Origin of the sequence: Bradyrhizobium sp. ISRA430 (assembly GCF_029909975.1) — a bacterium.
GTDB lineage: Bacteria > Pseudomonadota > Alphaproteobacteria > Rhizobiales > Xanthobacteraceae > Bradyrhizobium.
In genome coordinates this window covers 8,095,436-8,119,095 of sequence record NZ_CP094516.1, presented here as the reverse complement: position 1 = coordinate 8,119,095, position 23,660 = coordinate 8,095,436, and the positions used below count along the sequence as shown (strand labels likewise).

Below are 23,660 nucleotides of genomic sequence, written 5' to 3'. Positions count from 1 at the left end.
TCCCTCTCCCCGTAAGCGTGCGAGGTAAGTTGATCCCGCCTAACTCCCGCGATACGTCGCATAACTCCAGGGGGTGACCAGGAGCGGCACGTGATAGTGACCTTCGGGCTCACTGATCGCAAAGCGCAGCGGGATCTCGTCGAGGAACGGCGGATCGGACGTCGGCACGTTACGCTCGCCGTAATATTTGCCGACCCTAAAGCGCAGCTCATAGCGGCCGATCGGCAACGGGCGGCCACCGATCAGCGGATCATCGGTGCGGCCATCATGGTTGGTGACCGCACGCGTGATCACGCGGCTCTCGCCGAGGCTTGCGAGCTCAACCAGATCGACGGCGATGCCGGAAGCGGGCTTGCCGCTGTGATTGTCCAGCACGTGGGTCGAAAGCCGGCCGTGCACCTTGAGCTTGTCATCGGCTGCGACGAGCTGATCGAGCCGCAGCGCGGCGATGCGACAGATCTCCTCGATCGCACGGCGTGTCTCGGTCTTGGCAAGGTTGGACAGCCGCGTCTCGAAGTCGCGCAGGATGGAGTCCTTGGTGTGACGGCGTACGCAGACGATATAGGGGAAGCCGAATTTCGCGCGATAGGCATTGTTGACGCGCTCGAACGCCGCGTATTCCGCCTCCGACAGCCGGTCGAGGCCGGCGCTGTTCTGCTCGGCGTTCGATTCGGCGGTGAGCCCCGCCGCACGCTGGGTCTTGTCGGCGAGGTCGGGATGCGCGCGGATCAGCGCAAGCTGCACGTCGGGCGCGGCACCCTGGATCGCCACCTTGATCGCATCGAACAATTCATGGATGCCGGCGAACGGACGGCGCGCGGCCACTTGTTCGGCAATCCACGGTGAATACTCGACGACATTGGCGAGCGCCGCGACGAAGTCGGCTGGGCTCGCGGCATTGAGATCGGGCAGCGCGACCTGCGTCATCGCCTTCTCTCCTAGATCTCGAATGCGCTTTCGGCGAGATTCTCGTGCTTGTCGTGCCAATGCTGCGCGATCTGCAATCGCGTCGGCACCCAGACACGGTCGTGTTTGCCGATGTAGTCGAGAAAGCGGATCAGGCCCGCGGCGCGGCCGGGCCGGCCGGCGAGACGGCAATGCAGCCCCACCGACATCATCTTCGGCGCGGTCTCGCCTTCGGCATAGAGCACGTCGAAGGCATCCTTCAGGTAGGTGAAGAACTGCTCGCCGTCCGCAAACCCCTGCGCGTTGATGAAGCGCATGTCGTTGGCGTCCAACGTGTAGGGAATGATGAGCTGCTTGCCGTGCGCGCCCTTGACCCAATAGGGCAGATCGTCGGCATAGGAGTCGCAGACATAGAGGAAGCCGCCCTCCTCCATCAACAGGCGGTTGGTGTTGATCGAGGAGCGCCCGGTGTACCAGCCGAGCGGCCGCGAACCGGTGGCCTCGGTGTGGACACGGATCGCTTCCGCGATCTCGGCGCGCTCCTGCGCCTCCGTCATGTCCTTGTGCTCGATCCATTTGAGGCTGTGGCTGGCGATGTCCCAGCCCGCCTCTTGCATCGCGGCGACGATTTCCGGGTTGCGCTTCAGCGCGGTGGCGACGCCGAACACGGTCGTCGGCCACTTCCGTTCGGTGAACATCCGCCACAGCCGCCAGAATCCGGCGCGCGAGCCATATTCGAACATCGATTCGATGTTGGCGTGGCGCTGGCCCGGCCAGGGTTGCGCGCCGAGCACGTCGGACAGGAACGCTTCCGAGGCGCGGTCGCCGTGCAGAATGTTGTTCTCGCCGCCCTCCTCGAAATTGACGACGAACTGCACAGCGACCCGCGCATCGCCCGGCCAGTCCGGATGCGGCGGGTTGCGGCCATAGCCGCGAAGATCGCGCGGGTAGCGGGCGTCTGCCACTCAGACTTCCTCGAAGCGGATTGGCTGGGCACCCTTCCAAAGCACGGTCTTGCCGAGCGCGGCGAGATTTTCCAGGCCTGAGGTAAGCGTGATGAAATGATTGCCGGCGAGCTGGCCCATCTTGCTCGCGAAGTGCACGCCGCCATAGGCGAGCAGGATCTCGGTCTCGCTGATGCCACCGGGATAGAGGATGATCTGACCGGGCGCCGGATAGCTGGTGTGGTTCTCGTAGCCGACGCCGAAGTCGAGATCGCCGAGTGGCATCCACACGCCCTCGCCGCTCCAGCGCACATGGATGATGTGGCTCTCGAACGGCATCGCTTTGCGGAAGGCGGCGACGGTCTTGGGCGCAAGCTGCTCCTCGAAGCGGGCATCGAAGGTGAAATCGCCGGCGCGGATAACGAGTTTGCTCATCTCATCTCTCTGGGTCGGAAGGCGCTGGCCCTCCAATGGGAACTTGCAAGCAAAGAGCATTCCGGAGGGGCTCGCGCAAGTGGCACGGTCCATCATCTGCGGTCATAGGACCAGCCGAAAATCCCGCTTCGCCGCACCTCCGGCTCCGGCTCAGCGGCCGGCTGCGGCGCCTCCTTCAGTTCCGCCTGCGGAGGCGGCGCCGGCAGGTTCTCGCATGTCATGGCGTAGACCAGCTTGCCGTCCGCGGTGCGCCCGATCGGGGCGCAAGGATCGGGCCGCGCCGCCGAATTCTTCGGCGTCAATTTGACTTGCGCCGCGGCCGGCGAGGCCATCAAAAGCAGGACCAGCAGATATCTCGACATCGTTGTCGCTCGAAACCTCAATTCGTCCCATTCAACCGGATTGCGCCGGCCAAGTCCATCGACAGCACGGGTGCGATTGCCGAATATTTAGCCGCGACCAAAAACTTTGCTCGCTGCATCGTGATGGCGCCACCCGTGATAGTCGGCGGGACGCATCGCCATCTCAGCCGCGACGACGCACGTGCGAGACGATCTGCTCGCAACCGAAGCGTCATTACGGGAGAAACGACGATGCGAACGAGTTTCACGATCATCAGCGCCACGCTGATCACCGCAATCACGATCCACACGGCCGCAGCGGCGAGCGACCGCCACCACACCCGCAAGGCGACACCCGCTCCCATCACCCAGCCGGTGCGCGACTCCAATGCCGCGCTGTGGCCGTCACAGCCGACCCAACCCGACTGGTCGCGCTACGCCAACGGCGCGATGTCGGCGCCAGCGGGACGGTGATGTGAGCGGGAATGGCAGCACCACACGCGTAGGGTGAGTTAGCCGACTACGTCCGCCGTAGCTCCACCAGCGAAGGCGGAAGCAGTAACCCTCGACGCGGAAAACAAAGAGGTGGGTGATACTAAGCTAACCCACCCTAGGTAACGGGCATCGGCCGAACTCAATAGCCCGGATAGACCGGACCGCCATAATAGCGCGGTCCTCCGTAATATGGGGCCGGAGCATAGGCGGGACCGCCGTAGTAACCTGGGCCCGGACCGTAATAGTAGCGATCCTCGTAATACTCGCGGCGACGGCTCTCGGCGATCGCACCCGCGATGAGGCCCGTTGCCATACCCATGAAGGCGAGTCCCGCGGCACTTGGTCCCCGACGGTAATAGCGGTGACGGCGGGCGGAGCTGAAGTCGGTCGCCGCGGATGCGGCCGGGGTCGCGGCGACCGCCTTGGCCGTCGGCGTGGTTGGCGCGGCAGCGGAGGGCGAAGCGGAGGCCGCAACCAGGGCGAGGCTTGCGAACGCGGCCAGCACGGTGTTGCGGCAAACCTTGGAATTCACGAACCTCTCAGTCATCTGACCGTCCTCTGTTCTCGCCCAAAGCAGAGACCTGCAAACTGCACCTAATGCGCAAACCATTGAGATGGTTTCATCATCGCGGCAATCCGCCGCGCTTTGAACGATTGTAAACCGAATGACCAAGTCCAGCTTGATCGAGTCAAGCTGAGCGGATAATGAACATCCGCGCCGTTTTTCGGTCGCCGTAAGCGTTTCACGTGAACCAACGCATCAACCGACGCGATCGGGATCGATGCAATTTTTCAGGGTTCAACGTGATCGACGCGTCCTTTTCCCCAGAGAGAAACAGATGATTGCGGTTCGCAAACTGCCGGCGCGCTATGCGCCGATCGTGATGCCATTGGTGCTTTCCATCCTCATGACGGCCGTGGTGTCGATCATTTCGACACTGAGGAGCCTCGGGCCGACGCCTGCCTTCCTGGCCACCTGGCCGGGTGCCTGGGCGCTGTCCTGGCTGGTCGCTTTTCCGACGCTGCTGGTGGTCCTGCCTATGGTCCGCCGGATCGTGGCGTGCCTCGTCGCGCCCTCACCTCAACCAGGCCAATAGCCGGCGCGGACGGCGCCGGAAGCGGCCCGCCGTCCTGCTTTCATGACAGCTCAACACCTTGGATCGCGATGCTATCCCAGCGCTCCTTCAGGTGGAGCGGCTGGAATGAGCTTGCGAGCACGGGCGCTCGTCTCCGCAAACCGAGCGGGGCCGAGGCGCGAAAGGAATATCGATCGCGACTATTGCTGTGCGGATTGGAGCTGCACCGGCACCGGCCGTCGCATAGTGGCATGCGGTGACGGCGTTGCCGGCTTGCGCGTGGCGGCCGCAGCCGGACGTGGCGCGGGCACCGGTGCTGCGGTCGCCTTCTGCCCCGCGTTTGGTCGGTCGGGCGCTTTCGCGGCGGTCTCGGGCACGTTGTTGTCGGGCGCCTTGTTGTCAGGCGTCTTGGCAACAAGACGCGCCATTTGCTCCTGCCCCGCCTTCAATTCGTCGGCAAGCTTGACGGTGTCGACGGACATTTGCTCCTGGTTCGCTTTCAATTGCGCCTGACTCGCCTTGAGCTCGTCGATGCCTTGCTGCACGTTCGCGAGATCGCTGGCCATTTTCTGGAGCAACTCCGTCAACTCCGGAGGGAGCGTGGTCCCGGCCGGCGCGACCGCCTCCGGCACGTCCTGAGCGGCCGGCGCCGGTTGCGGCGATGCCGACGGCGCCTGGGCAAGCTGAGCAGTCGAGCTCGGCTGAGCGTCGGGCGCCGGTTCTGCTTGAGCCTGTGACGGCGTCGCAGCGCGCAGCGGTGCCCAACCCGCGATCATCTGCCTGACCGTATCACCGTAGGATGATTGCGAGATCAAGGCGGCGGTGCCAATCCCCGCTGCCAGCGCCAAGCCGACGAGTCCGCGGAGCGCCGGCCGGCCACGCGGCGGCCGCCTGCGCGCGTCGTCGCGCTCCAGCCTGGAAAGCTGCTCGCTCGCACGCGCGATCTGTTCATCCACGCTCTTGATTTTTTCAAAGGTGTGCGTGAGCTCTTCGTCCATGCGCGCGGACAGCGCGTCACGCGGCTCGATCGATGTGGTTACGGAATTCATTGGCGCTCCCTGCCCCAGCCCAATGTCGCCCGAAGGCGTCCGTCGCATTTGCGCTTAGCTGATCATCGTCAACGCGATTTGTCGAAAGCAAGACCCCATCATGGAAAGTCTGGGGCCAGCGGGCGAACGAGCGTCGCGGCGCCCCTCCCCTGATACCTATCCTCGAGGCCGCAGAAAGCTTACGACAATGCCCCGAGCACGCCGCGCGTGGCCTTGTCGATCTCCTCGACATAGCGACGGCGGGCGAAGGTCTCGGTCAAAAAGCCCACCACCTTGCGGCTGTCGGTGGAATCGACGACCGCCAGCATCTCGGCCTCGGCTTCGTCGAACACCGCCATTGCCGACTTCACGTTCATCTCCGGGATCAGCACGATGTCGACGTAGCGGGCGAGCTCGACCACCTGGATGTCGTCGGCGATAGCGTCGAGGTCGCTGGAGAACAGGTCGGGCAGCATGACGAGGCCCACATATTCGTCGGCATTGTTGACGACGACGATGCCGGAGCGCGAGCCGAGCGCGAACTCGCTCCGGGTCGCGGCAATGGTCGTGCTCGACGGCACCTTGCCGACATCGGAGCGCATCAACCGCTCAACGGTGAGATTGCGCAGCCAGCCGACATCGTTGGCGCTGCGGATGGTCTCGCCGCGCAGGTGCAGGCGCCAGGTCGAGAAGGAATGGCCGAACATGAAGCGGACGCAGATCGAGGTGACGATGCAGCCCGCCAGCACCACAGCGGTGACGTCGACATTGCGCGTCATCTCCAGGACGAGAAACGACATCGTCAGCGGCCCGCCGACGATGGCGACGCCGAGCGTCGCCATGCCCGTCAGCATCGCCACCAGCGGGTCGATCGCGAAATTCGGGCTGATCAGCAGCAGCAGTGCGGCGAAGAATTTCCCGATCAGGCTTCCGACGAACAGCGAAGCGAAGAACAGGCCGCCGCGGAAGCCCGACGCCAGCGAGATCAGACAGGCCGTCAGTTTCAGGGCAATGATCAGCGCGATCAGGCCGATCGTCATCTCGTGAAAGAGATCGAGCACCATGGCGCCATGGCCGGCCGCGAGCACCTGCGGGGTAACGATCGCAAAGCCGCCGACGATGAGGCCGCCGATCATCGGGCGCAGCCAGACCGGCAGCCAGGCGAACAGTCGCTCGAAATTTGGGGACGAGCGCATCACGGCGATGCCGACGCCACCGGTGACGAGGGCGAGTCCGATCAGCGCCAGATATTGCTCGATGCCGACCGAGCTGACCTTGGGTATTTCGAGAGAGTACGGCGCGCCGCCGAGCCACTGCGCGGTCAGCGCACCGGCGAGCGAGGCTGCCAGGATCGGCGCTGCGCTGCCGACCGAGTAGACGCCGACGATCAGTTCGCAGGCATAGAAGGCGCCGGTGATCGGCGCGCCGAACGCCGCCGCGATTGCCGCCGCGGCGCCGCAGCCGACGATCAGGCGCAAATCGTTGCGGCGGAGATTGAAGAACTTGCCGAGCAGCGAGGCGATGCCGGAGCCGATCTGGGTGTATCCCGCCTCGAGGCCGACCGAGGCGCCGCAGCCGTTGGAGATCAGCGTCTGGCTCGACACCACCACGCTGTCGCGCATCGAGAGATTACCGCCGCGCAACGCGTTGGCCTCGATCGGGTCAACTGCGTTCGAGATCTTCATCCGTCGCCGCGACCATTCCATGATGCCGAGCGACAGCCCGCCAAGCGCGGGGGCGATCAGCGCCGCCCAAGGGCTGACACGGGCGTTGGCGGAAAGGCGGACGTCTACGGGGATGCCATAGATCAGGACGTGGGCGATCTGGGCGATCTCGGCCATCAGCGTCACAACTGCACCGGCGAGCGTGCCGATCACGAGCGCGAGCGGGATCAGGTAGAACTCGTTGCTGCGCAGCAGCGCGCGCAGGCGAACCATGACGCGGTTCGAACCCTTGCGATCGACGATATGCTTGATCCGCACGAACACCGACTGCCCCGCCTAGCCTTCGGACATGCCGTGGCTGATATCGCCCGAGGTGCCCTGGTTGATGCCCAGCGCATTCATGGAGGCGTCGATGATGGCCTGTCTCTTGTCGAGCTCGTCTCCTGTCATCGACATCTCGCATTTCCGACGATGGGCGCTTGGTAGAGGGGAAGTACGTCAAAGCAATATGGCAGTGCAAGAGAAAGCGGACCGCTCAGCGCATTGTCACGCTGACGGCACTGCAATGGGTTAAAATAGACAATAAAATCAATATATTATCAGATTTGCGCAGGATCAGGGCAAACCCGCCCGGACAGCCGCAATGCCGTTGATGACGAATTGCACCGAATAGGCGGCAAGCAGCATGCCGAGCACGCGTGACAGCACGGCATTGCCGGTGCGCCCGAGCGTCCGCGCGATCAGCGAAGCCGAAGCAAAGCAGAGCATGCAGAGCAGGCACACCGAGAGCACGACCGCGATGATGAGCGCGAGCCTGGCTCCGTAGCCGGCATCGCCCGCCAGCAGCAGCGTGGTCGCGATCGCGCCCGGCCCGGCCATCATGGGGATGGCGAGCGGAAACACCGCGACGTCGGAGGCATGCTCGGAGAGCGCCTTGTCCGCCTCGCGCGCCTCGCGATGCGGACGGTCGCCGAAGATCATCTGGTAGGAGACGCCGAACAAGAGCAGCCCGCCGGCGATCTGGAATGCGGGGATGCCAATCCCGAGCTGGCGCAGCAGCCAGTTTCCGACCAGCGCGATCACCACCAGGATCGACGCCGCGATCAACGGGGCGCGCAGCGCGATAGTCCGCTTGATTTTGTCCGGCATGCCCCCGGTCGCGGCGAGGAAAGCCGGCGCAAGGCCGACGGGATCGACCACCAGCAGCAGCGTCACGAAGGCGGACAGGGCGAAGTCGAGCATGTGTCGGCGTGCTCCTCGGGTGCTGGAACGCTGGCTGGCGGGCTGACTTAGCCCAGCAGAACCGCTTTGGAAATCAGTGGAGACGAACAATAAGCGACAGCGCAATCGGAATGCTGCTGAGCTATCTCTCGACCAACCTGCTTTGGCGCTGGTTCATCCGAGCGTTCCTGCCCGATGCAGTCTGGTCCCGGTCAGTCAGACCGGGCATACTCTGAACGCGCAATGCTGGATTTCCGGGGAACCGTCCCCATATGCTGGACTTCCAATCGAAGCGCCTTCCTCAGAGCCTTGCCATGCAACCGAAAAATCCCCTCGACTGGATGCTCTCCGAAGCCTTGGACTCGCTGACCCGCGCCGAGCGGCTGCGCCAGCAGTTCGGCCGACAGGAAGCTTGCTGGGAACCGCCGATCGACGTACTCGAGACCGAGCATGAGCTCCTGATCCTGGTCGCACTTCCCGGCGTTAATCCCGACAATGTGGAGACGGTGATCCATGACGGCGCGCTCGTCATCTCCGGCCAGCGCACGCTGCCCTCGGAGCTGCGCAATGCCCGCATCCATCGACTCGAACTGCCGCAGGGACGTTTCGAGCGCCGCATCGCGCTTCCGCTCGGCCGCTATGCCATCAGCCGCTTCGTGATGGACGGCTGCGTCGCACTGCGCCTCGCCAAATCCTGAGGTCCGATCATGGCCGAACAGATGAACAATACGCCGAACGCCGAACCCGTCAGCATCCCGGATGATGCGCTGATCATCATCCCCGTCCGCGAGATGGTGCTGTTTCCCGGCGCGATCGCGCCGATCGCGGTCGGCCGTCCGAAGTCGGTCGCGGCCGCGCAGCAGGCGCTGCGCGAGCAGCGGCCGATCGGTATCCTCCTGCAGCGCAATCCGGAGATCGACGATCCCGGCCCGGACGATCTCTACCGGGTTGCCACCATCGCCAACATCGTGCGCTACATCACCGCGCCCGACGGGACCCATCACGTCGTCTGCCAAGGCGTGCAGCGCGCCCGCATCCTCGACTTCCTGCCCGGCACGCCATTTCTGGCTGCACGGATGCAGCAGATTCCGGAGCCGGCCGCGAGCTCGCCGGAGATCGAGGCGCGCGCGCTGAACTTGCAGCGCCAAGCAATCGAGGCCGTCGAGCTGCTGCCGCAGGCGCCGCCGGAGCTGGTCACGATGTTCCAGACCACCACGGCGCCCGGCGCGCTCGCCGACCTTGCGACCTCCTTCATGGACATCAAGCCGCAGGACAAGCAGGAGATCCTGGAGACCATCGATCTCGCCTTGCGCGTCGAGAAGGTGTCGAAGCAGCTCGCCGAGCGGCTGGAGGTGTTGCGCATCTCCAACGAGATCGGGCAGCAGACCCGCGCCGCCTTCGACGAGCGGCAGCGCGAGGCGATCCTGCGCGAGCAGATGGCCACAATCCAGCGCCAGCTCGGCGAAGGCGACGGCAAGGCGGCCGAAGTCGCCGAGCTGACCGCGGCGATAGCCAAGGCCGGCATGCCGCCGGAGGCGGAGGCGCATGCGAAGAAGGAGCTGCGGCGCTACGAGCGCATGCCGGAAGCTGCCGGCGAAGCCGGCATGGTCCGTACCTATCTCGACTGGCTAATCGAACTGCCCTGGGCGCTGCCCGAGGAGAAGCCGATCGACATCAAGGAAGCCCGGCGCATCCTGGACGCCGATCACTTCGGCCTCGAGAAGATCAAGAGGCGGATCATCGAATATCTGGCGGTGCGCAAGCTCGCTCCCCAGGGCAAGGCGCCGATCCTGTGCTTCGTCGGGCCGCCCGGCGTCGGCAAGACGTCGCTCGGACAATCCATCGCGCGCGCGATGGATCGCCCCTTCGTGCGCGTCAGCTTGGGTGGCGTGCATGACGAGGCCGAGATCCGCGGTCACCGGCGCACCTATATCGGCGCGCTGCCCGGCAACATCATCCAGGGCATCAAGAAGGCAGGCAGCCGCAACTGCGTCATGATGCTGGACGAGATCGACAAGATGGGCCGCGGTGTGCAGGGCGATCCGTCCGCCGCCATGTTGGAGGTGCTCGACCCCGAGCAGAACGGGACGTTCCGGGACAACTATCTCGGCGTGCCGTTCGACCTGTCGCGCGTGGTCTTCATCGCGACCGCCAACATGCTGGAGTCGATTCCGGGCCCGCTGCTGGACCGCATGGAGCTGATCAGCCTCGCCGGCTACACCGAGGAGGAGAAGCTCGAGATCGCGCGCCGCTACCTGGTGCGGCGGCAGCTCGAGGCCAACGGGCTGACGGCGGAGCAGGCCGAGATCGAGCCGGAGGCGCTGAAGCTGATCGTCAAGGGCTACACCCGCGAGGCCGGCGTGCGCTCGCTGGAGCGCGAGATCGGCAAGGTGTTCCGCTACGCTGCGGTGCAGGTCGCCGAGGGCACGGTCGCGAAGGTCGTGATCAGCCCGACGGATATCAGCACCGTGCTCGGCCAGCCGCGCTTCGAGGGCGAGATCGCGCTGCGCACCAGCATTCCGGGCGTGGCCACGGGCCTCGCCTGGACTCCGGTCGGCGGCGACATCCTGTTCATCGAGGCGACGCGCGTTCCCGGCAAGGGCGGGTTGATCCTGACCGGCCAGCTCGGCGACGTCATGCGCGAGAGCGTACAGGCGGCGATGACGCTGGTGAAGAGCCGCGCCACCCAGCTCGGGATCGAGCCTTCGCTGTTCGAGCGGAGCGATATCCACGTCCACGTGCCGGCGGGCGCAACCCCGAAAGACGGACCGAGCGCGGGCGTGGCGATGTTCACCGCGCTGACCTCGCTGCTCACCAACCGTACGGTGCGCAGCGACACCGCGATGACCGGCGAGATCTCGCTGCGCGGTCTGGTACTCCCGGTCGGCGGCATCAAGGAGAAGGTGGTGGCGGCTGCAGCCGCAGGGTTGAAGCGGGTGATGCTGCCGGCACGCAACAAGCGGGATTACGACGACATCCCGAAGAGCGCGCGGGACAACCTCGAATTCATCTGGCTGGAGCGCGTGGACGAGGCGATCGCTGCGGCACTCGAGCCGGCCGGGGCCAAGGTCGAGGCGGCGGAGTGAGGTGAGATGAACGAACGACTGGAAAGAGCGAGAAAGTCGCGGACGGCGCAGCGCCTGCGCCAATTGGTCGATCGCGCAATCGACCGGCTTCGGGAGGTGCTGCCCGGTGCTCCGCAGCCCCGGCTTCAGCCGGTTCCGGTCCGGGTGAAGCGCCGCAAGGGCTGACCCCTCCGCCTTAAGCCTTCGCGGTCGCCCAAAACAAAAGGCCCCCTCCTTAGAGGGGGCCTTTTCTTTCTTAGGCCACGGCGTCCTTGGCGGCCTTGACCGGGCGGGCGCGGACGATCTTCCGGGCCGGCTTGGCCTTGAACATCATCTCTTCACCCGTGAACGGGTTGGTGCCCTTGCGCGCCTTGGTCGCGGGCTTCTTGATGACCACGAACTTGGCGAAGCCCGGCACCAGGAAGATGCCGTTCTTCTTCAGCTCCTTGTGGCCGACGTCCGTCAGAGTCTCCATGACGTTCTTGACGTCGCGCTTGGAAAGCTCGGTGGCGTTCGCAATCTTTTCGATCAACTGCGATTTGGAAAGTTGGGTTGGCATCGTGTCTCCTCTGATTCGTTGCCGGTTGCATATTAGACCAACCGTTGAAGGCCTAGAGCCTTCTGCACAGTTTTATCGCGAAAATACGGGCTTTTTTGCCCCCCTGTGGCAAAAAACCCTGCTTTTTAGCCACTTCCGGAGCGGAGGAAGCCTCGGCAGCGGGTTTTTGCCTTGTTTCAAAGGCCCGCACGCCGCCTTGCTAAAGCTGATTCCACGCCTTCGACAAGCGACGACCGGCCTCCATATACGAGGCCGGTCGCGATTCACCCTGGAAAATAAGGCTAGACGCGCTCGATGATGATGGCCGGGGCCATGCCGCCGGCGGCGCACATGGTGACGAGACCGCGCTTGAGATCGCGCCGTTCGAGTTCGTCCAGCACGGTGCCGATCAGGATCGAGCCGGTGGCGCCGATGGGATGGCCGAGCGCGATCGAACCGCCATTGACGTTGACCTTGGCGCGGTCGAGCTTGAGGTCGCGGATGTATTTCTCCGTAACCACCGCAAAGGCCTCGTTGATCTCGAACAGGTCGATATCGTCGATGGTGAGCCCCGCCTTCGCCAGCACCTTGCGGGTCGCCGGCACCGGCGCGTTCAGCATCAACGTCGGCGAGTCCCCCATATTGGCCATCGCCACGACCCGGGCGCGCGGCTTCAGGCCATGCGCCTTGGCGTAAGCGGGCGAGGCCAGCAGGATCGCGGCGGCGCCATCCACGACGCCGGAGGAGTTACCGGCGTGATGCACGAAGTCGATCTTGAGGTCCGGATATTTCTGCAGGATCAGGCCGCGATAGGTCGTGCCCTTGTCGTCGAGCGCATAGTCGGCGATCGCGGGGAATGCGGGCTTCAGCGAGCTAAGCCCTTCCATCGTGGTCTGCGGCCGCGGATACTCTTCATGGTCGAGCGCAAGGCTGCCGTCCTCGCGATGGACCGGTACGAGGCTCTTCTTGAAGTGGCCGCTGGCCATCGCTTGCGCGGCGCGCTTCTGGCTCTCGAGGCCGAGCGCGTCGACGTCCTGCCGGGTGATGCCTTCGAGCGTCGCGACCGCATCGGCGCAGACGCCCTGATGCGACTGCGGATGCCTGGCGCGAAGCCGCAAGTTGCCGGAGTCCATCATCATGGGACCACCGCCGCGCCGGCCCTCCATCGACATCATCTCGCAGCCGCCGGCGATGACGAGGTCCTCCGCGCCCGCCATGATCGAGGCCGCCGCCATGTTGACGCTGGTGATGCCGGAGCCGCAGAAGCGGTCGAGCGTCACGGCGCTGGCGCGCACGTCGTAGCCGGCATCGAGCGCCGACATCCGCCCGAGATCTCCGCTTTGGGTCGCGACCTGCGCGCTGCAGCCCCAGACGATGTCGTCGACATCGGCCGTGTTGATCCCGGTGCGGTTCGCTAGCGCGCGCAGGACGGTTGCACCCAACTGCTGCGGATGAATGCCGGAGAGCGCCCCCTTGCCGGCCTTGCCGACGCCCCGCGGCGTCCTGCAGGCATCGATGATCAGCGCGTCAGCCATGGCGTTACCTCTTCTTTATGGATGTTGAGGGCGTTTTGAATCAGGGGGAGAGGAGAGTCAATGCGAGGGGACCGCGCCCCTTCTGCGCAAAAAAATGAAAAACAACCCCATGCAAAGTAGAAAATGCGGCAGCGGGATGACACTTGGCGCATTCGCGAACCCAATTGACACGTCGGGCAAAACACCTGCATCAATGTATGATCGCGCAATCCGTACGAGAGCTCTCGGGGAGAGGGACAGAACTACGCCCCCGCCGCATTCTTCGCGATCACGTTGCGGTAGAAGCTTGCACTGAGCTTTGGCGTGCGGACCTGGGTGTCGAAATTAACGTGGTAGAGGCCGAAGCGCTTGTTGAGGCCGAAGACCCACTCGAAATTGTCCATCAGGCTCCAGAGGAAATAGCCACGCACCGGCACGCCCTCCTCCGTCGCGCGCTGGAGCTGCGCGAGATAGTTGCGCAGATACATGATGCGGTCGGTGTCGTAGATCTTGCCGTCGGGCGTGACCTGGTCGTCGCCGGAGGCGCCGTTCTCGCTGATATAGATCGCGCTGGTCTTCCAGATCTTCGCAGCTAACTTCGGCACCCAATAGATCGTCTCGGGCCCGACGCGAAGCCAGTCCGAGTTCATGTGCGGGAACGATTTCGGGATCGGCAGCGGCGCAAAGCCCGCACCCTGGTCGGATGGCACCACATAGTGCTGCGGCGCGTAGATGTTGAGACCGAGGAAATCGACCGGCGAGGAGATGATCTTCAATTCCGCGTCGGTGTATCTCGGCGCATTGGGCCCCGCGAATTTCAGGAAGGCGTCGGTATAGCGGCCATCCATGATGACGTTGAGATAGCCGGCATTAAACTCGCGCAGCGCGATCTCGGCGGCGCGGACGTGCTCGGGCGTATCGATCGCGGGAATGCAGGCATCGACGTTCTCGGCCGGACCAACGCGCGTGCCGCGGCGGCCGTGGGCACGCACCGCCTGCACGGCGAGTCCATGCGCGAGCGCGCTGTTGTGCCTGATCTGGTTGATCTCGGCTTGCGGCAGCATCATGCCAGGCGCATCGATGCCGTTGCCGTAGCCGAAAAAGACGAAACGGCCGCTCTCGTTCAGAGTGAACACGTTCCTGACGCGATCGGTCAGACGCTCGGCGACATAGGCGGCATAATCGCCGAACGCCTTGCAGGTCTCGGTCGAGCTCCAGCCGCCGAAGCGATCCTGGAGCGATTGCGGCAGGTCCCAGTGATAGAGCGTCAGCCACGGCTCGATGCCGTTGCGGAGCAGCTCGTCGATCAGGCGATTGTAGAAGTCGAGCCCCTTCGGGTTCGGCCTGCCGTCGCCGTCGGGAAACACTCGCGGCCAGGCGACCGAGAAGCGATAGGCCTTGCAGCCGAGCTCGCGGATCAGACCGATGTCGTCCTTGTAGCGGTGGTAGTGCTCGTTGGCGCGGTCGCCATTGCTGCCGTCCTCGATCTTGCCGGGGACGCGAGTGAAGGTGTCCCAGATCGAGGCCCCTCGCCCGTCCTCATTGACCGCGCCCTCGACCTGATAGGACGACGTCGCCGTGCCCCAGAGGAAACCGGGAGGAAAGCCGCCCGATGCGCGCGGCGGCGCTGCCGGCTTGGCCTCCGCCATCTCCAGCGGATTTGTCATTCCCGCTGCGGACAGCCCCGCGAGTTTCGCGAACTGGCGACGCGAGACGTTGTCCGACATTGATGCTTCTCCACTTACCGCTGTTGCGACGGCACAATGGCGGGTCGTGGGACATTTGAGAAGAGAGGCTGCGCGGAATTGAGGATGCAGAATTGCGGCCCGCGGCACACTGCCCTCCCTTCTCCCCTTCTTGTGGGAGAAGGTGGCGCGAAGCGCCGGATGAGGGGTCTTGCTCCGCGAACTCAGTGATGAGAGTTGAACGCGCGGAGGGAGGCCCCTCACCCGTCTCGCCGCTGCGCGGCGAGACGGCCTCTCCCACATCAAGGGGAGAGGGGGAAACGGTCGCGCTGGCGATCAAAGACTCTCAGGGCGCCTCCTAGGCTCTCGCTCTTCAGCCCTACGCCCCAAGGAGGCCGACGCGAATTCGATGGCCGCTAGTTAGCAGGCAGCCGCATCACCGCTGACGTGATCTCACCAGAGTGTCGGAAGGCGTTTCACCGAAGTGAAGACGATAACTCCTGGCGAAGTCGCCCAGGTGCCAAAATCCAAACGCGAGCGCACACGCCTTTACGCTCTCTCCTCCGGCCAGCAGCTTTTGCCTGACGAGCCACAGACGTCTCAGCCGCAAATATCGATGCAGGCTCATACCCTGGTATCGCTGGACGGCATCGTGCATGGCCCGCACGGAAATACCAAGTTCTCGCGCGAGTTCTTCGCTATAGATCGGACGCCCAATATTGCCGGAAAGCACGGCCTGGATGTTCCGAAACACTTTGAACTGCTTGATGGAGTTCCCCCGGGAGGCCCATCTTGCGTCAACCACTTCAGCGAACGCGGCATCAACGCCGGCAAGCAGGGACTCCCGGATCGCAACGGAGGCGTCAGCCACCTCGCAAGCAGTGAACTTTGGGGAAGTCGACAAGACGAGCCTCACCAGCTCGCGCAGCCGATGCTGCGCCACAATGCTCGTTTCAAACATTTTCCAGTTCGGACCTTTTCTGGGCCAGCCGCGATTCTCTATCTCCTGCGTGAAAATAATTGATGTGAATTTCCGCTCGGCTCGTTCGACCGTGGAGTATGCAGCGCCGCCGCTGCCCATCACGAAAGCCGCCCGATCTCTTTCGACTCCGTTGAAGCGAATGGGAAACCCGTCGTCCATCGAGAACCCGATAGCCGTGCAATTTTCAGCAAGCTCGCCATCGGCGATGCGCGGGAACGATTTGGCGAAATTGATGTCGCATCCCGGGAGATTCAGGATGACTTGCTCAGCAGAGATTTTCCGCGCGAGGGGCGTAAATTCGACCTTTAGATTTCGCACGGCCGTTCGATACTGATCGAGATCAGTAAAGCGAAATATCTTTGGCGTCAGCACTGGTAGAGCCAACTTTCTCCGTCTCGGGTCAAGACACTCCAACAATCCTAATAAAGTCGAATGCGATTCTGGAGACTCCGGAATACTACGTATAGAGCTCTAGTGGCGACGCGCCACGGCTGCCGAATTTCGATATCGGTTTTTGTTAGCTGCCAAAAACTTATAAATCCTCTTAACCGCTTTCGTGTGAGATTCTACCTTAAAGCGCGGGTATTTCATTGCAGATCAGCGCAGCCGTCGTTGGCATTGCACAGCTTCCTTTGATTTTCCGACTTTGTTTTTTTAGTAGCCGCTGAGGCGAAGCGATCATAGCAATGATTGCGACACGCGAGAGAGCATCGCGACAATGTCTACGGTCTTAAAATTTCATCGGCCTGACCAACGAAAAACCGACCCCAACTCCTCACGCCCGAGACTGTCCGACGTTCTGGGCAACGTCACTGCTCTGTTGTCGCAGGTTGAAGGTCTGGAGATTCAAACGACGGAGGACCTGCGTCAGGCCATATTCATTCTTGATCTCGCAAACACATGCATTCGAATGATCCTTAGGCGGGTCGTCGTGAATGACACGACAAGGACGACGTTGATGGCTCAGTCGGCGAGAATCAATCAGCTTATTGAGGTTACGCGCACGGAGGCAGCGCATCTGTTCTGAGGATGATTTCTTGAATTGCGGATTGCCGATGATGGGAAGCAATCGAAAGGCAAACCGTATTCGGTTCGAATACAATCGCACCGTCAGACTCGTGGGTGTCGATGGAACATGGCGGCGACGCTGTTCGTTCAGAATAAGCTGAGTCCTCAAGTGCAGCTCATTTCCTCCCGAACCATTCCGTTCATCGATGCCCAGTCTCTCGCGGAGAGGCGCGCCAAAGAAGCGCTACTGCATGACGATCACAAGGGCTTCATCCTTTACCTTTCCAGCGATCAGCCACCATCGGCCGCGGAAGAGCGCGTCTTGTTTCTAGAACCGCGAGAGGCTCTGATCTGGCTCAATGAGCCGCCAGAAGAGCACGGCAACGCCGTTGCAAGTCGCCGAATCCGTGCGGCTCAACACGGACTCGCGCCTGCGTGCATTGGAGATCGGCCTGCTGATCATGGCCGGCCTGTCGCTCTTGTCGATCATTCCGGCCGGACGCCTTCCCGACTATCGGCCGGGCGAATTGCCGGATCAGCCGATTGGGAAACGAAGCTGACGGCCGCTTTGAACCGGACAGCCAGGTCGTCACGGTAGCGGACGGCGTCCGCAACCAAGGGGTATCGCTGTGTCAGGGCGATCGAGCAGTTCCAAGGCTCTCGAACAGCGTTTGTTGCCACCAATCGCTTTCAACTTGGTCGAGGACAGCGAGATCGAGCCTCGGCCGCAGGGCACTGTTTCTCGGCAGCACGATCGCATAGCTCTCGCTGCTGAAGCTGGTCTCGACGACACGCACCGACGCCGAATAGTCGTTCCGAACCATCCAGGTCAGCAGTGGCTTGTCATGGACGAAGGCATCTATCTTGCCGGCTCCGAGCGCGGAGAGGCCAGTTTGAATGTCCGGAAATGTCCGAAAGGAAAGCCGTTGACGGCCGAGGTAATCAGTCGTCGGAGAGTTCGCGACGGCGCCGACACGCACCGAGCGCAGGTCGTTGAAGCCGTGAACGGCACCCTCGAGCCCTCGGCGCGTGAGGGTGGACGTGATGCCAGCGGTGAATACGGCGATCGCGATGACGGAAGCGATCATCCACCCCATTGCGACGATCCGTCCCGGCAGGGTTGCCGGAGCATTCTGGGCGGCTCCGGCCTGGGTCATGGCGATCGTCGACCACCAGAAGCTGGAGCCTAGCCCTTTGGCGCCGCCGCCGAAGTGTTCAGTCTTCCGCCGCTCGAATATCCAAATGAGAAAGCCGACCGCCATTGCGAAACAGAGCAGCACCCCGACAGCCTGGAAGAAGCCGAAGGAAAGCAGCGCCCGCCCGATCGAGACCCACGGGTTCTCATTGATCGGCACCGCTATTCCAAGCCCGGTGTTGTAAAAAGGTTGAGTAAAATCGACGTTGCGTGCACGCGCGGCAGTCACTGTCACGGCGGCAACACCGGCGTCGAAAGTGCCGTTCGCGACGCCGTCCAAGAGGTCCGGGACGCTCTGGGTCTCGACCAGGCGAAAACGCAGATGCTCCCGGTCAGCGATCCTTTTCCAGAGCGCAATGCTGATACCGCCCCACGTCCCATCCGATTGCTTGATCGCAAACGGTGGCGCCGCCTTGGTCGCCACTACCAATTCCCTGTCGGCGGCCGCTCCATCCTGGGCATGGAGCACATGGCCAAAGGCAAGCATGGTCAGCGACACGAGGCACAACAAGGCGGGTCGAAGCGACGATACCGCCGGTTTGGATCGAGAGGTCGGATCCTGCCGATTGGCGCACACCGCGGCGGTCTGGCACGAAACGTCTTTGTTCAGACACAGGTCATGTGGGGCTAACGGAACTTCATCCAACGAATTCACTGCGGACCTCAAGGCATACCTCGCCTCCAAGCGCAGCATGACTATTTGGCAATTCCGCGGAGACCTCTACGAAATGGTCCTAATGTCCGTCCCGCCGCTTCGCATGAAATCGACGGCGAGCCTAGAACGTCACGCGCATCCCCGCATAGAACGCGCGCGGCCGGGCCGGGCTCAGCGAGCGCGGGTCGGTGAATTCCGCGCCGCCATTGGCGAAATTAGGCAGGGCTTCCCTGTCGAAGAAGGTGCCGAGGGTCGAGTAGCGGTTGTCGAAAACGTTGTTGATGCGACCGTAGATCTGCAGGTTCTTGGTGATCTGATAGGAGGTGTGGAGATTGAACACGGTGTAGGACGGCAGCTTCGGAAACTGATTGGACTCGTCGCCGACGAAATATTGGCTCGAGACAAAGAGCGCGTCACCCCCGACTTTCCAATCGTCGGTCACGGCATATTCGACACTGGCCTTGACGAGGTGGCGCGGCAGGCGCGGAATCTGATTGCCCGGCAAGACCTGGATGTTGCCGTCGGCGTCGGCGAACGGGCTCTCCGAGCCAAGCTGCAGCGCATCGAGGAAGCGCGCATCCAGGAACGCGTAGCTCGCCTGGAACTGAAGCGCATTGGACTTCAGGCTCACCTCGGCTTCGATACCCTGCCTGCGTGTCCGGCCGACGTTCTGGAAGAAGCCGAATCCCGTCAACCCCGGAATTGGGGTCGCGTGGATGTCGTTGTAGTTCGTGGCGCGGTAGGCGCCGATCTTCCAGCCGAGCGAGCCGATGTTCAATTCCTTGGTGCCGCGGAAGCCCGCTTCCACGGTCTTGGAGACGACCTGCTGCAGTGGCGGATCGGCGATCAGGAATTGCCCGATGATGCAGGGCCTCGTCGGATCGGCGCAGCCGAGTTCGAGCGGCGTCGGAACACGATTGGCTTCGGAATAGCCCGCATAAGCGGTCACTTCAGACGTGATCTTGTAGGTGCCGCCGATGACCGGATTGAATCGATCATAGGTATGATCGCCGTTGAGCGCGGTGCCGAGCTGGTCCATCAGCGTGACACGGGCCGCATTGAACCGCCCGCCTGCCGTCACCGCAAAGCGATCGTCCACGTTGAACGTGTCGAGCGCATAGAGCCCCTGATATTGGTTGACGGTGCGAAGCGACACGGGGCCAATCGATGTCGGTTCGCCGGACTGGCCCAGGAATAGGCCGCTGCCCGTGACGACATAGTTCGTGCCGATGGTTGCCAATTCGGCGCTACCGTTGAAGCGAGTGCTGCTGACATCATAGCTTGCGCCGACCACGAAGCGGTTCTCGTGACCGAACAACTGATCGCTGTTGGTCGCCTGCCCGGATACGCCGAACGTGGTCGATCTCGTGCTGGTGCGATCGAGCTCGCCGAGTACGGCATCCGGCGCAAAGGGATTGACGAGCTGAGCGCCATTCAGGCCAAAAGCGGGGACCGTATCATTGCCAAAGCACAGGAGCGTCGGATCGGCACAAGGCTGGGCGTCGGTCGGATTTCCGTCCCTGGTGTTCTGTCTGAAGCCCCGCAGATGCGCCGTGCCCTCAAAGGTCCACGTCGGCGTCGCCTCCACCTTGCCGGTCAGGTTGAGATAGCCGACCTTATTGGACGTGGTTTGCGGCGTCGTATAGGTCGCACCCCAATATTGCTGGAGCAATTCGGCCGGAACGGTGCTGGGTCCCGCCAGGGAATTGTTGGCGAGGCCCATGTTGAGGTGGAATTCGTTGCCTTCAAAGCGATACCCGACGTCGCCATAGAAGCGCCGGACGTCCGACGACGAGAAATTGCGGAAGCCATTGTCGTGAATGCCTTCGAGCGCTCCGTAGACCGCCCAGTTATTGTCGACCTGCTTGCCCCATTGTGCAGAGCCCTGGATGCGGCCGAATGAGCCGCCCATGACGTCGATCTCGGCACCTTGATAGTTGAAGCCGTTCTTCATCTGCAGATCGATGGCGCCACCGAGCGCATTGAGGCCGAACGCGGGATTGTTGGTCACGACCAGCGCCGATCGGATCGCAGCAGTTGGGATCAGATCCCAATTGACAGTGTCGGAAAAGGCCTCGTTGATGCGCACGCCGTTCTGGTAGACGGCAAGGCCCTGCGGCGTGCCGGCCAGAGGTGAAGCGACGAAGCCGCGAAACTGCACATCGGGCTGGAATGGATTGCCGGTCACCTCGTTGATGCTGAGACCAGGCACGTACTGCTGCAGGGCAACGGCGATATCCGGCGAACGGGCGCGCCTGATCTGGTTTGCATCGACCGCATTGACACTGGCGGGAATCTTGTCGACGTCGATGCTGCCGGAGGAGCCCGGCGAGGTCGGATAGACGTAAAGCTTGGTCTTGGGCTTCGCAGTGCCCGCGACGCGCGCTGGGGCACGCCTCACACGGCGCCTCGGGGCCGGCTCCGGCGCCACCACCTCGACTGCCGGCAGATTCTGGACGTTGGTTTCTTCGTCCTGCGCGGCCCCCGCGTCGGTCCCGAAGAAGATCCCAGCGACCAGCCCCGTCGACACCGAGGCAATCAACAAAGCACGCTTGCCCATCCCCTACGCTTGCCCATCCCTGCCGTTCCACCCGCACCTTTTGGTCGAAACGAGTGTAGTCGGCGGTCGCGATCGCGCCAGCCACAAAAGGTCGGGCGATTTCCGCGCCCATCTTCCCGACGATATCGGGAATTTTTCCCGATTGCGCCCGGCGCGATCAGGCTGCCGCCGTCGGAACCAGCGCCTCCACGGTGACACCCCCCTCCCCGGACGCGATGTTGAGAGTGCCGCCCAGTGCCAGAATCCGCTCGCGCATTCCGACGAGACCGAAACCGAGCTTCTGCCCTGGCTCCATGCCGCGGCCGTTGTCGCTGACCCGCACCCGGGCGCAGCCGCGGCCGTCGCGCACACCATCGGACTGTTCCACCGGCTCGATGACGACGTTGACCGAGGTCGCGCCGGCGTGGCGAAAGACATTGGTAAGCGCCTCCTGCACGATGCGGTAGATGGTGAGGTCGGCGGTCTCGCCGGTGGCCCCAAGCGCCGGCGAGATCGTGGTCTTGATCGCGACGTCGGGATGCGACTCCCGCCACAACCGCGACAGCGATTCGAGCGCCTGGCGCAGGCCGAGCTCGGCGAGGCCGACGGGCCTCAAGCGCTCCAGCACACGGCGATTGAACTGCTGCAGCGCGTTGATCTGCTCCAGCATGGCGCTGCCATGCCTGCGCACAGCCTCCACGTTCGGTGCGCGTCCGTCCGACAATTTTGCCAGCGCGCTGGCATGGGCACGCAGCGAGAACAGATAAGGCCCGAACTCGTCATGCAGCTCGCGCGCGATCTCCTTGCGTTCCAGGTCCTGAAGCGAGACCGCGCGTTCGGCGAGCTGCCGCTTGTCCTCGACGGCCTCTCCCAGGGTGGCCGCGAGATGATTGAGCTTGGCGCAGATCGCGGCGAGCTCGGGCGCGCCTCCCGGCTTGACGCGCGCGCCGTAGCGCCCACCCTCGAGCTCGGCCATCGCTTGGGCCAGCGACTGGAGCGGCTCGAGCGCCCGGCCGACCACGGTCATGGTCACCAGAAACAGCGCGAGCGCGATCACCGAACCGACTTCGAGCTGCGTGACGATGGCATCCCAGATCTCGGCGATCTCGTCATTGGGATGCGCAGTGATCACGAGCGAGCCCTCCTTGCCATGGATCGAGACGGGCACGCTGACCGCGGTCTGCTCGGGATGGACCAGGCTGATGAACCAGGCCGGCGGCCCTTGCGCGTCGTCGTCGGCATCAAGCCGCGGCGGGGTGAGCTGTTTTCCGTCGGCGTCGCGAAGCGCGATGCTGACATGCCGCAGGCGGTTGAGGTCGCGGGCGATCTGGTTCAGCTTGGCGCCGGGATCGGGAGCTTCGTTGAGATCGGCAACGATCATCTCGATGAACTCGCGCGCGAGCCGGATCACGCTCTGGTCCTCGGCCTGGACGCGCGGTCCCGCCTCCGCAACCTGGCGGGCGATGTTGACGGCGAGCCCCAGCGCTAGCAGGAGCGCCAGCAGGAGGTTGATGCGCCCGCGCAAGGAAAGATTTTGCCACATTGGTTGTGTCCGCTGCCCCGCGAAGGTTTGCCCGTGCCTGTCCGACGACGTTGACAGACCCGAAGCGCCCGATATCTAATCGCAAGCGTACAGCAATCCCCGGCGGGTTGCATGGCCCGAACGAGCGCAGCGAAAGCAGGCGCCGGCTCATTTCGAACCATGCGAAGCAAAGCAGGTCGCGGTGCTGTCGCGAGGAACGCCTATGCGCATTCTGATTGTCGACGATCATCCCATCGTCGCCTCCGGCTGCCGTGCCGTGCTGGCCGACGAAGGCGAGATCGACATCCTGGAGGCCGCCGATGCCGAAAGCGGCGAGTGCGTTTTCATCGTCGAGCGCCCCGATATCTGCGTGATCGATATCAACCTGCCCACGGTCTCCGGCTTCGAGCTCGCGCGCCGCATCCTCGAACGCGCTCCCGAGGCGCGCATCATCATGTTCAGCATGAACGACGACCCCGCCTTCGCCGCGCGCGCGATCGAGTGCGGGGCCAAAGGCTACGTCTCCAAGACCGGCGATCCCGACGACCTCGTCGAGGCGATCCGGGCCGTAGGCAACGGCGGCACCTATTTGCCGAGCGCGATCGCGCGCAGCATCGCTTTTGCCGGACCCGCGCTGGCGCAAAATCCGCTGGCGAAACTGAACGCACGCGAGATGGAGATCCTGCGGCTGCTCAGCGCAGGAAAGAGCCTGTCCGAGATCGCCTGGCTGGTGCAGTCGTCCTACAAGACGGTGGCCAACACCTCCTCGATCATGCGCCAGAAGCTCGGCGTCAAGACCTCGGTCGAGCTGGTGCGGCTGGCGATCGACAGCGGCGTCGCCTGACGA

21 protein-coding genes and 1 pseudogene are annotated in these 23,660 nt (G+C 63.4%); 6 read left to right on the top strand and 16 right to left on the bottom strand.

What is annotated here, in order from left to right; genetic code table 11:
- Positions 1-39 precede the first annotated feature (39 nt).
- From uraD to MTX21_RS37960, 4 genes are all read right to left on the bottom strand, one after another.
- Positions 40-927 carry a 2-oxo-4-hydroxy-4-carboxy-5-ureidoimidazoline decarboxylase gene (gene uraD, locus MTX21_RS37975; protein ID WP_280969544.1) on the bottom strand — a complete coding sequence of 296 codons (888 nt, stop codon included), beginning with the start codon at positions 925-927 and terminating at the stop codon, positions 40-42.
- A gap of 11 nt (positions 928-938) precedes the next feature.
- Positions 939-1,871: an allantoinase PuuE gene (puuE, locus tag MTX21_RS37970; RefSeq protein ID WP_280969543.1), complete on the bottom strand. Its 933-nt coding sequence runs from the start codon at positions 1,869-1,871 to the stop codon at positions 939-941.
- Entirely contained in the window at positions 1,872-2,285 is a 414-nt protein-coding gene (locus tag MTX21_RS37965; RefSeq protein WP_279375997.1) for a DUF3830 family protein, read from the bottom strand.
- 92 nt (positions 2,286-2,377) lie between these two features.
- A complete protein-coding gene (locus MTX21_RS37960; protein WP_280969542.1) occupies positions 2,378-2,647 on the bottom strand; it encodes a hypothetical protein in 270 nt (89 codons plus the stop codon).
- 231 nt (positions 2,648-2,878) lie between these two features.
- Here MTX21_RS37960 and MTX21_RS37955 point away from each other — a divergent pair, with 231 nt between their 5' ends.
- Positions 2,879-3,100 carry a hypothetical protein gene (locus MTX21_RS37955; RefSeq protein WP_280969541.1) on the top strand — a complete coding sequence of 74 codons (222 nt, stop codon included), beginning with the start codon at positions 2,879-2,881 and terminating at the stop codon, positions 3,098-3,100.
- Between the two features lie 160 nt (positions 3,101-3,260).
- Here the strand turns inward: MTX21_RS37955 and MTX21_RS37950 are convergent, their stop codons facing one another.
- Positions 3,261-3,668 carry a hypothetical protein gene (locus MTX21_RS37950; RefSeq protein ID WP_280969540.1) on the bottom strand — a complete coding sequence of 136 codons (408 nt, stop codon included), beginning with the start codon at positions 3,666-3,668 and terminating at the stop codon, positions 3,261-3,263.
- Between the two features lie 292 nt (positions 3,669-3,960).
- On the opposite strand from MTX21_RS37950, the gene MTX21_RS37945 reads away from it, so the two are divergent.
- On the top strand, positions 3,961-4,218 hold the full coding sequence (locus MTX21_RS37945) for a DUF2798 domain-containing protein (protein ID WP_280969539.1): 258 nt from the start codon (positions 3,961-3,963) through the stop codon (positions 4,216-4,218).
- Between the two features lie 179 nt (positions 4,219-4,397).
- On the opposite strand, the gene MTX21_RS37940 is transcribed toward MTX21_RS37945, so the two are convergent.
- From MTX21_RS37940 to MTX21_RS37925, 4 genes and pseudogenes are all read right to left on the bottom strand, one after another.
- Positions 4,398-5,246, bottom strand: a complete 849-nt coding sequence (locus MTX21_RS37940) for a hypothetical protein (protein ID WP_280969538.1) — start codon at positions 5,244-5,246, stop codon at positions 4,398-4,400.
- A 179-nt stretch (positions 5,247-5,425) separates the two neighbouring features.
- Positions 5,426-7,213 (bottom strand): chloride channel protein, encoded by a 1,788-nt coding sequence (locus MTX21_RS37935; RefSeq protein WP_280969537.1) that lies wholly within the window; start codon positions 7,211-7,213, stop codon positions 5,426-5,428.
- Between the two features lie 33 nt (positions 7,214-7,246).
- Positions 7,247-7,345: pseudogene (locus tag MTX21_RS37930) on the bottom strand (class II aldolase); the annotation flags it as partial.
- A gap of 159 nt (positions 7,346-7,504) precedes the next feature.
- Entirely contained in the window at positions 7,505-8,131 is a 627-nt protein-coding gene (locus MTX21_RS37925; protein ID WP_280969536.1) for a MarC family protein, read from the bottom strand.
- Between the two features lie 293 nt (positions 8,132-8,424).
- On the opposite strand from MTX21_RS37925, the gene MTX21_RS37920 reads away from it, so the two are divergent.
- Together MTX21_RS37920 and lon are read left to right on the top strand one after the other, a co-directional pair.
- Entirely contained in the window at positions 8,425-8,808 is a 384-nt protein-coding gene (locus MTX21_RS37920) for an Hsp20/alpha crystallin family protein (protein ID WP_280969535.1), read from the top strand.
- 9 nt (positions 8,809-8,817) lie between these two features.
- Positions 8,818-11,196 (top strand): endopeptidase La, encoded by a 2,379-nt coding sequence (lon, locus tag MTX21_RS37915; protein ID WP_280969534.1) that lies wholly within the window; start codon positions 8,818-8,820, stop codon positions 11,194-11,196.
- Positions 11,197-11,431: 235 nt separating this feature from the next.
- On the opposite strand, the gene MTX21_RS37910 is transcribed toward lon, so the two are convergent.
- The 4 genes from MTX21_RS37910 to MTX21_RS37895 all read right to left on the bottom strand — a co-directional run bounded on the left by MTX21_RS37910 (position 11,432) and on the right by MTX21_RS37895 (position 16,266).
- A complete protein-coding gene (locus tag MTX21_RS37910; RefSeq protein ID WP_280969533.1) occupies positions 11,432-11,734 on the bottom strand; it encodes an HU family DNA-binding protein in 303 nt (100 codons plus the stop codon).
- Between the two features lie 281 nt (positions 11,735-12,015).
- The gene (locus MTX21_RS37905; protein ID WP_280969532.1) at positions 12,016-13,248 is read right to left on the bottom strand and encodes an acetyl-CoA C-acetyltransferase; all 1,233 of its coding nucleotides are present in this window, start codon (positions 13,246-13,248) and stop codon (positions 12,016-12,018) included.
- 242 nt (positions 13,249-13,490) lie between these two features.
- Positions 13,491-14,954, bottom strand: coding sequence for a GH1 family beta-glucosidase (locus MTX21_RS37900; protein WP_280969531.1), 1,464 nt, complete (start codon positions 14,952-14,954; stop codon positions 13,491-13,493).
- A 394-nt stretch (positions 14,955-15,348) separates the two neighbouring features.
- Positions 15,349-16,266: a helix-turn-helix domain-containing protein gene (locus tag MTX21_RS37895; RefSeq protein ID WP_280969530.1), complete on the bottom strand. Its 918-nt coding sequence runs from the start codon at positions 16,264-16,266 to the stop codon at positions 15,349-15,351.
- A gap of 995 nt (positions 16,267-17,261) precedes the next feature.
- Between MTX21_RS37895 and MTX21_RS37890 the strand changes: the two genes are divergently transcribed.
- Complete coding sequence (locus MTX21_RS37890; protein WP_280969529.1) at positions 17,262-17,462, top strand: hypothetical protein; 201 nt, start codon at positions 17,262-17,264, stop codon at positions 17,460-17,462.
- 72 nt (positions 17,463-17,534) lie between these two features.
- Here MTX21_RS37890 and MTX21_RS37885 read toward each other — a convergent pair whose 3' ends face one another.
- From MTX21_RS37885 to MTX21_RS37875, 3 genes are all read right to left on the bottom strand, one after another.
- Positions 17,535-18,596, bottom strand: a complete 1,062-nt coding sequence (locus MTX21_RS37885; protein WP_280969528.1) for a transporter substrate-binding domain-containing protein — start codon at positions 18,594-18,596, stop codon at positions 17,535-17,537.
- Positions 18,597-18,873: 277 nt separating this feature from the next.
- Positions 18,874-21,312: a TonB-dependent receptor gene (locus MTX21_RS37880; RefSeq protein WP_280969527.1), complete on the bottom strand. Its 2,439-nt coding sequence runs from the start codon at positions 21,310-21,312 to the stop codon at positions 18,874-18,876.
- Positions 21,313-21,469: 157 nt separating this feature from the next.
- The gene (locus tag MTX21_RS37875) at positions 21,470-22,834 is read right to left on the bottom strand and encodes a histidine kinase (protein ID WP_280969526.1); all 1,365 of its coding nucleotides are present in this window, start codon (positions 22,832-22,834) and stop codon (positions 21,470-21,472) included.
- 202 nt (positions 22,835-23,036) lie between these two features.
- Here MTX21_RS37875 and MTX21_RS37870 point away from each other — a divergent pair, with 202 nt between their 5' ends.
- Positions 23,037-23,657: a response regulator transcription factor gene (locus tag MTX21_RS37870; protein WP_280969525.1), complete on the top strand. Its 621-nt coding sequence runs from the start codon at positions 23,037-23,039 to the stop codon at positions 23,655-23,657.
- Positions 23,658-23,660 lie beyond the last annotated feature (3 nt).

Bases quoted from the DNA above. Each gene is read 5' to 3' on its own strand.
- uraD (WP_280969544.1), bottom strand. From the start codon at position 927: ATGACGCAGGTCGCGCTGCCCGATCTCAATGCCGCGAGCCCAGCCGAC.
- MTX21_RS37965 (WP_279375997.1), bottom strand. From the start codon at position 2,285: ATGAGCAAACTCGTTATCCGCGCCGGCGATTTCACCTTCGATGCCCGC.
- MTX21_RS37960 (WP_280969542.1), bottom strand. From the start codon at position 2,647: ATGTCGAGATATCTGCTGGTCCTGCTTTTGATGGCCTCGCCGGCCGCG.
- MTX21_RS37955 (WP_280969541.1), top strand. From the start codon at position 2,879: ATGCGAACGAGTTTCACGATCATCAGCGCCACGCTGATCACCGCAATC.
- MTX21_RS37950 (WP_280969540.1), bottom strand. From the start codon at position 3,668: ATGACTGAGAGGTTCGTGAATTCCAAGGTTTGCCGCAACACCGTGCTG.
- MTX21_RS37945 (WP_280969539.1), top strand. From the start codon at position 3,961: ATGATTGCGGTTCGCAAACTGCCGGCGCGCTATGCGCCGATCGTGATG.
- MTX21_RS37940 (WP_280969538.1), bottom strand. From the start codon at position 5,246: ATGAATTCCGTAACCACATCGATCGAGCCGCGTGACGCGCTGTCCGCG.
- MTX21_RS37925 (WP_280969536.1), bottom strand. From the start codon at position 8,131: ATGCTCGACTTCGCCCTGTCCGCCTTCGTGACGCTGCTGCTGGTGGTC.
- MTX21_RS37920 (WP_280969535.1), top strand. From the start codon at position 8,425: ATGCAACCGAAAAATCCCCTCGACTGGATGCTCTCCGAAGCCTTGGAC.
- lon (WP_280969534.1), top strand. From the start codon at position 8,818: ATGGCCGAACAGATGAACAATACGCCGAACGCCGAACCCGTCAGCATC.
- MTX21_RS37910 (WP_280969533.1), bottom strand. From the start codon at position 11,734: ATGCCAACCCAACTTTCCAAATCGCAGTTGATCGAAAAGATTGCGAAC.
- MTX21_RS37905 (WP_280969532.1), bottom strand. From the start codon at position 13,248: ATGGCTGACGCGCTGATCATCGATGCCTGCAGGACGCCGCGGGGCGTC.
- MTX21_RS37900 (WP_280969531.1), bottom strand. From the start codon at position 14,954: ATGTCGGACAACGTCTCGCGTCGCCAGTTCGCGAAACTCGCGGGGCTG.
- MTX21_RS37890 (WP_280969529.1), top strand. From the start codon at position 17,262: ATGAGCCGCCAGAAGAGCACGGCAACGCCGTTGCAAGTCGCCGAATCC.
- MTX21_RS37880 (WP_280969527.1), bottom strand. From the start codon at position 21,312: ATGGGCAAGCGTGCTTTGTTGATTGCCTCGGTGTCGACGGGGCTGGTC.
- MTX21_RS37875 (WP_280969526.1), bottom strand. From the start codon at position 22,834: ATGTGGCAAAATCTTTCCTTGCGCGGGCGCATCAACCTCCTGCTGGCG.
- MTX21_RS37870 (WP_280969525.1), top strand. From the start codon at position 23,037: ATGCGCATTCTGATTGTCGACGATCATCCCATCGTCGCCTCCGGCTGC.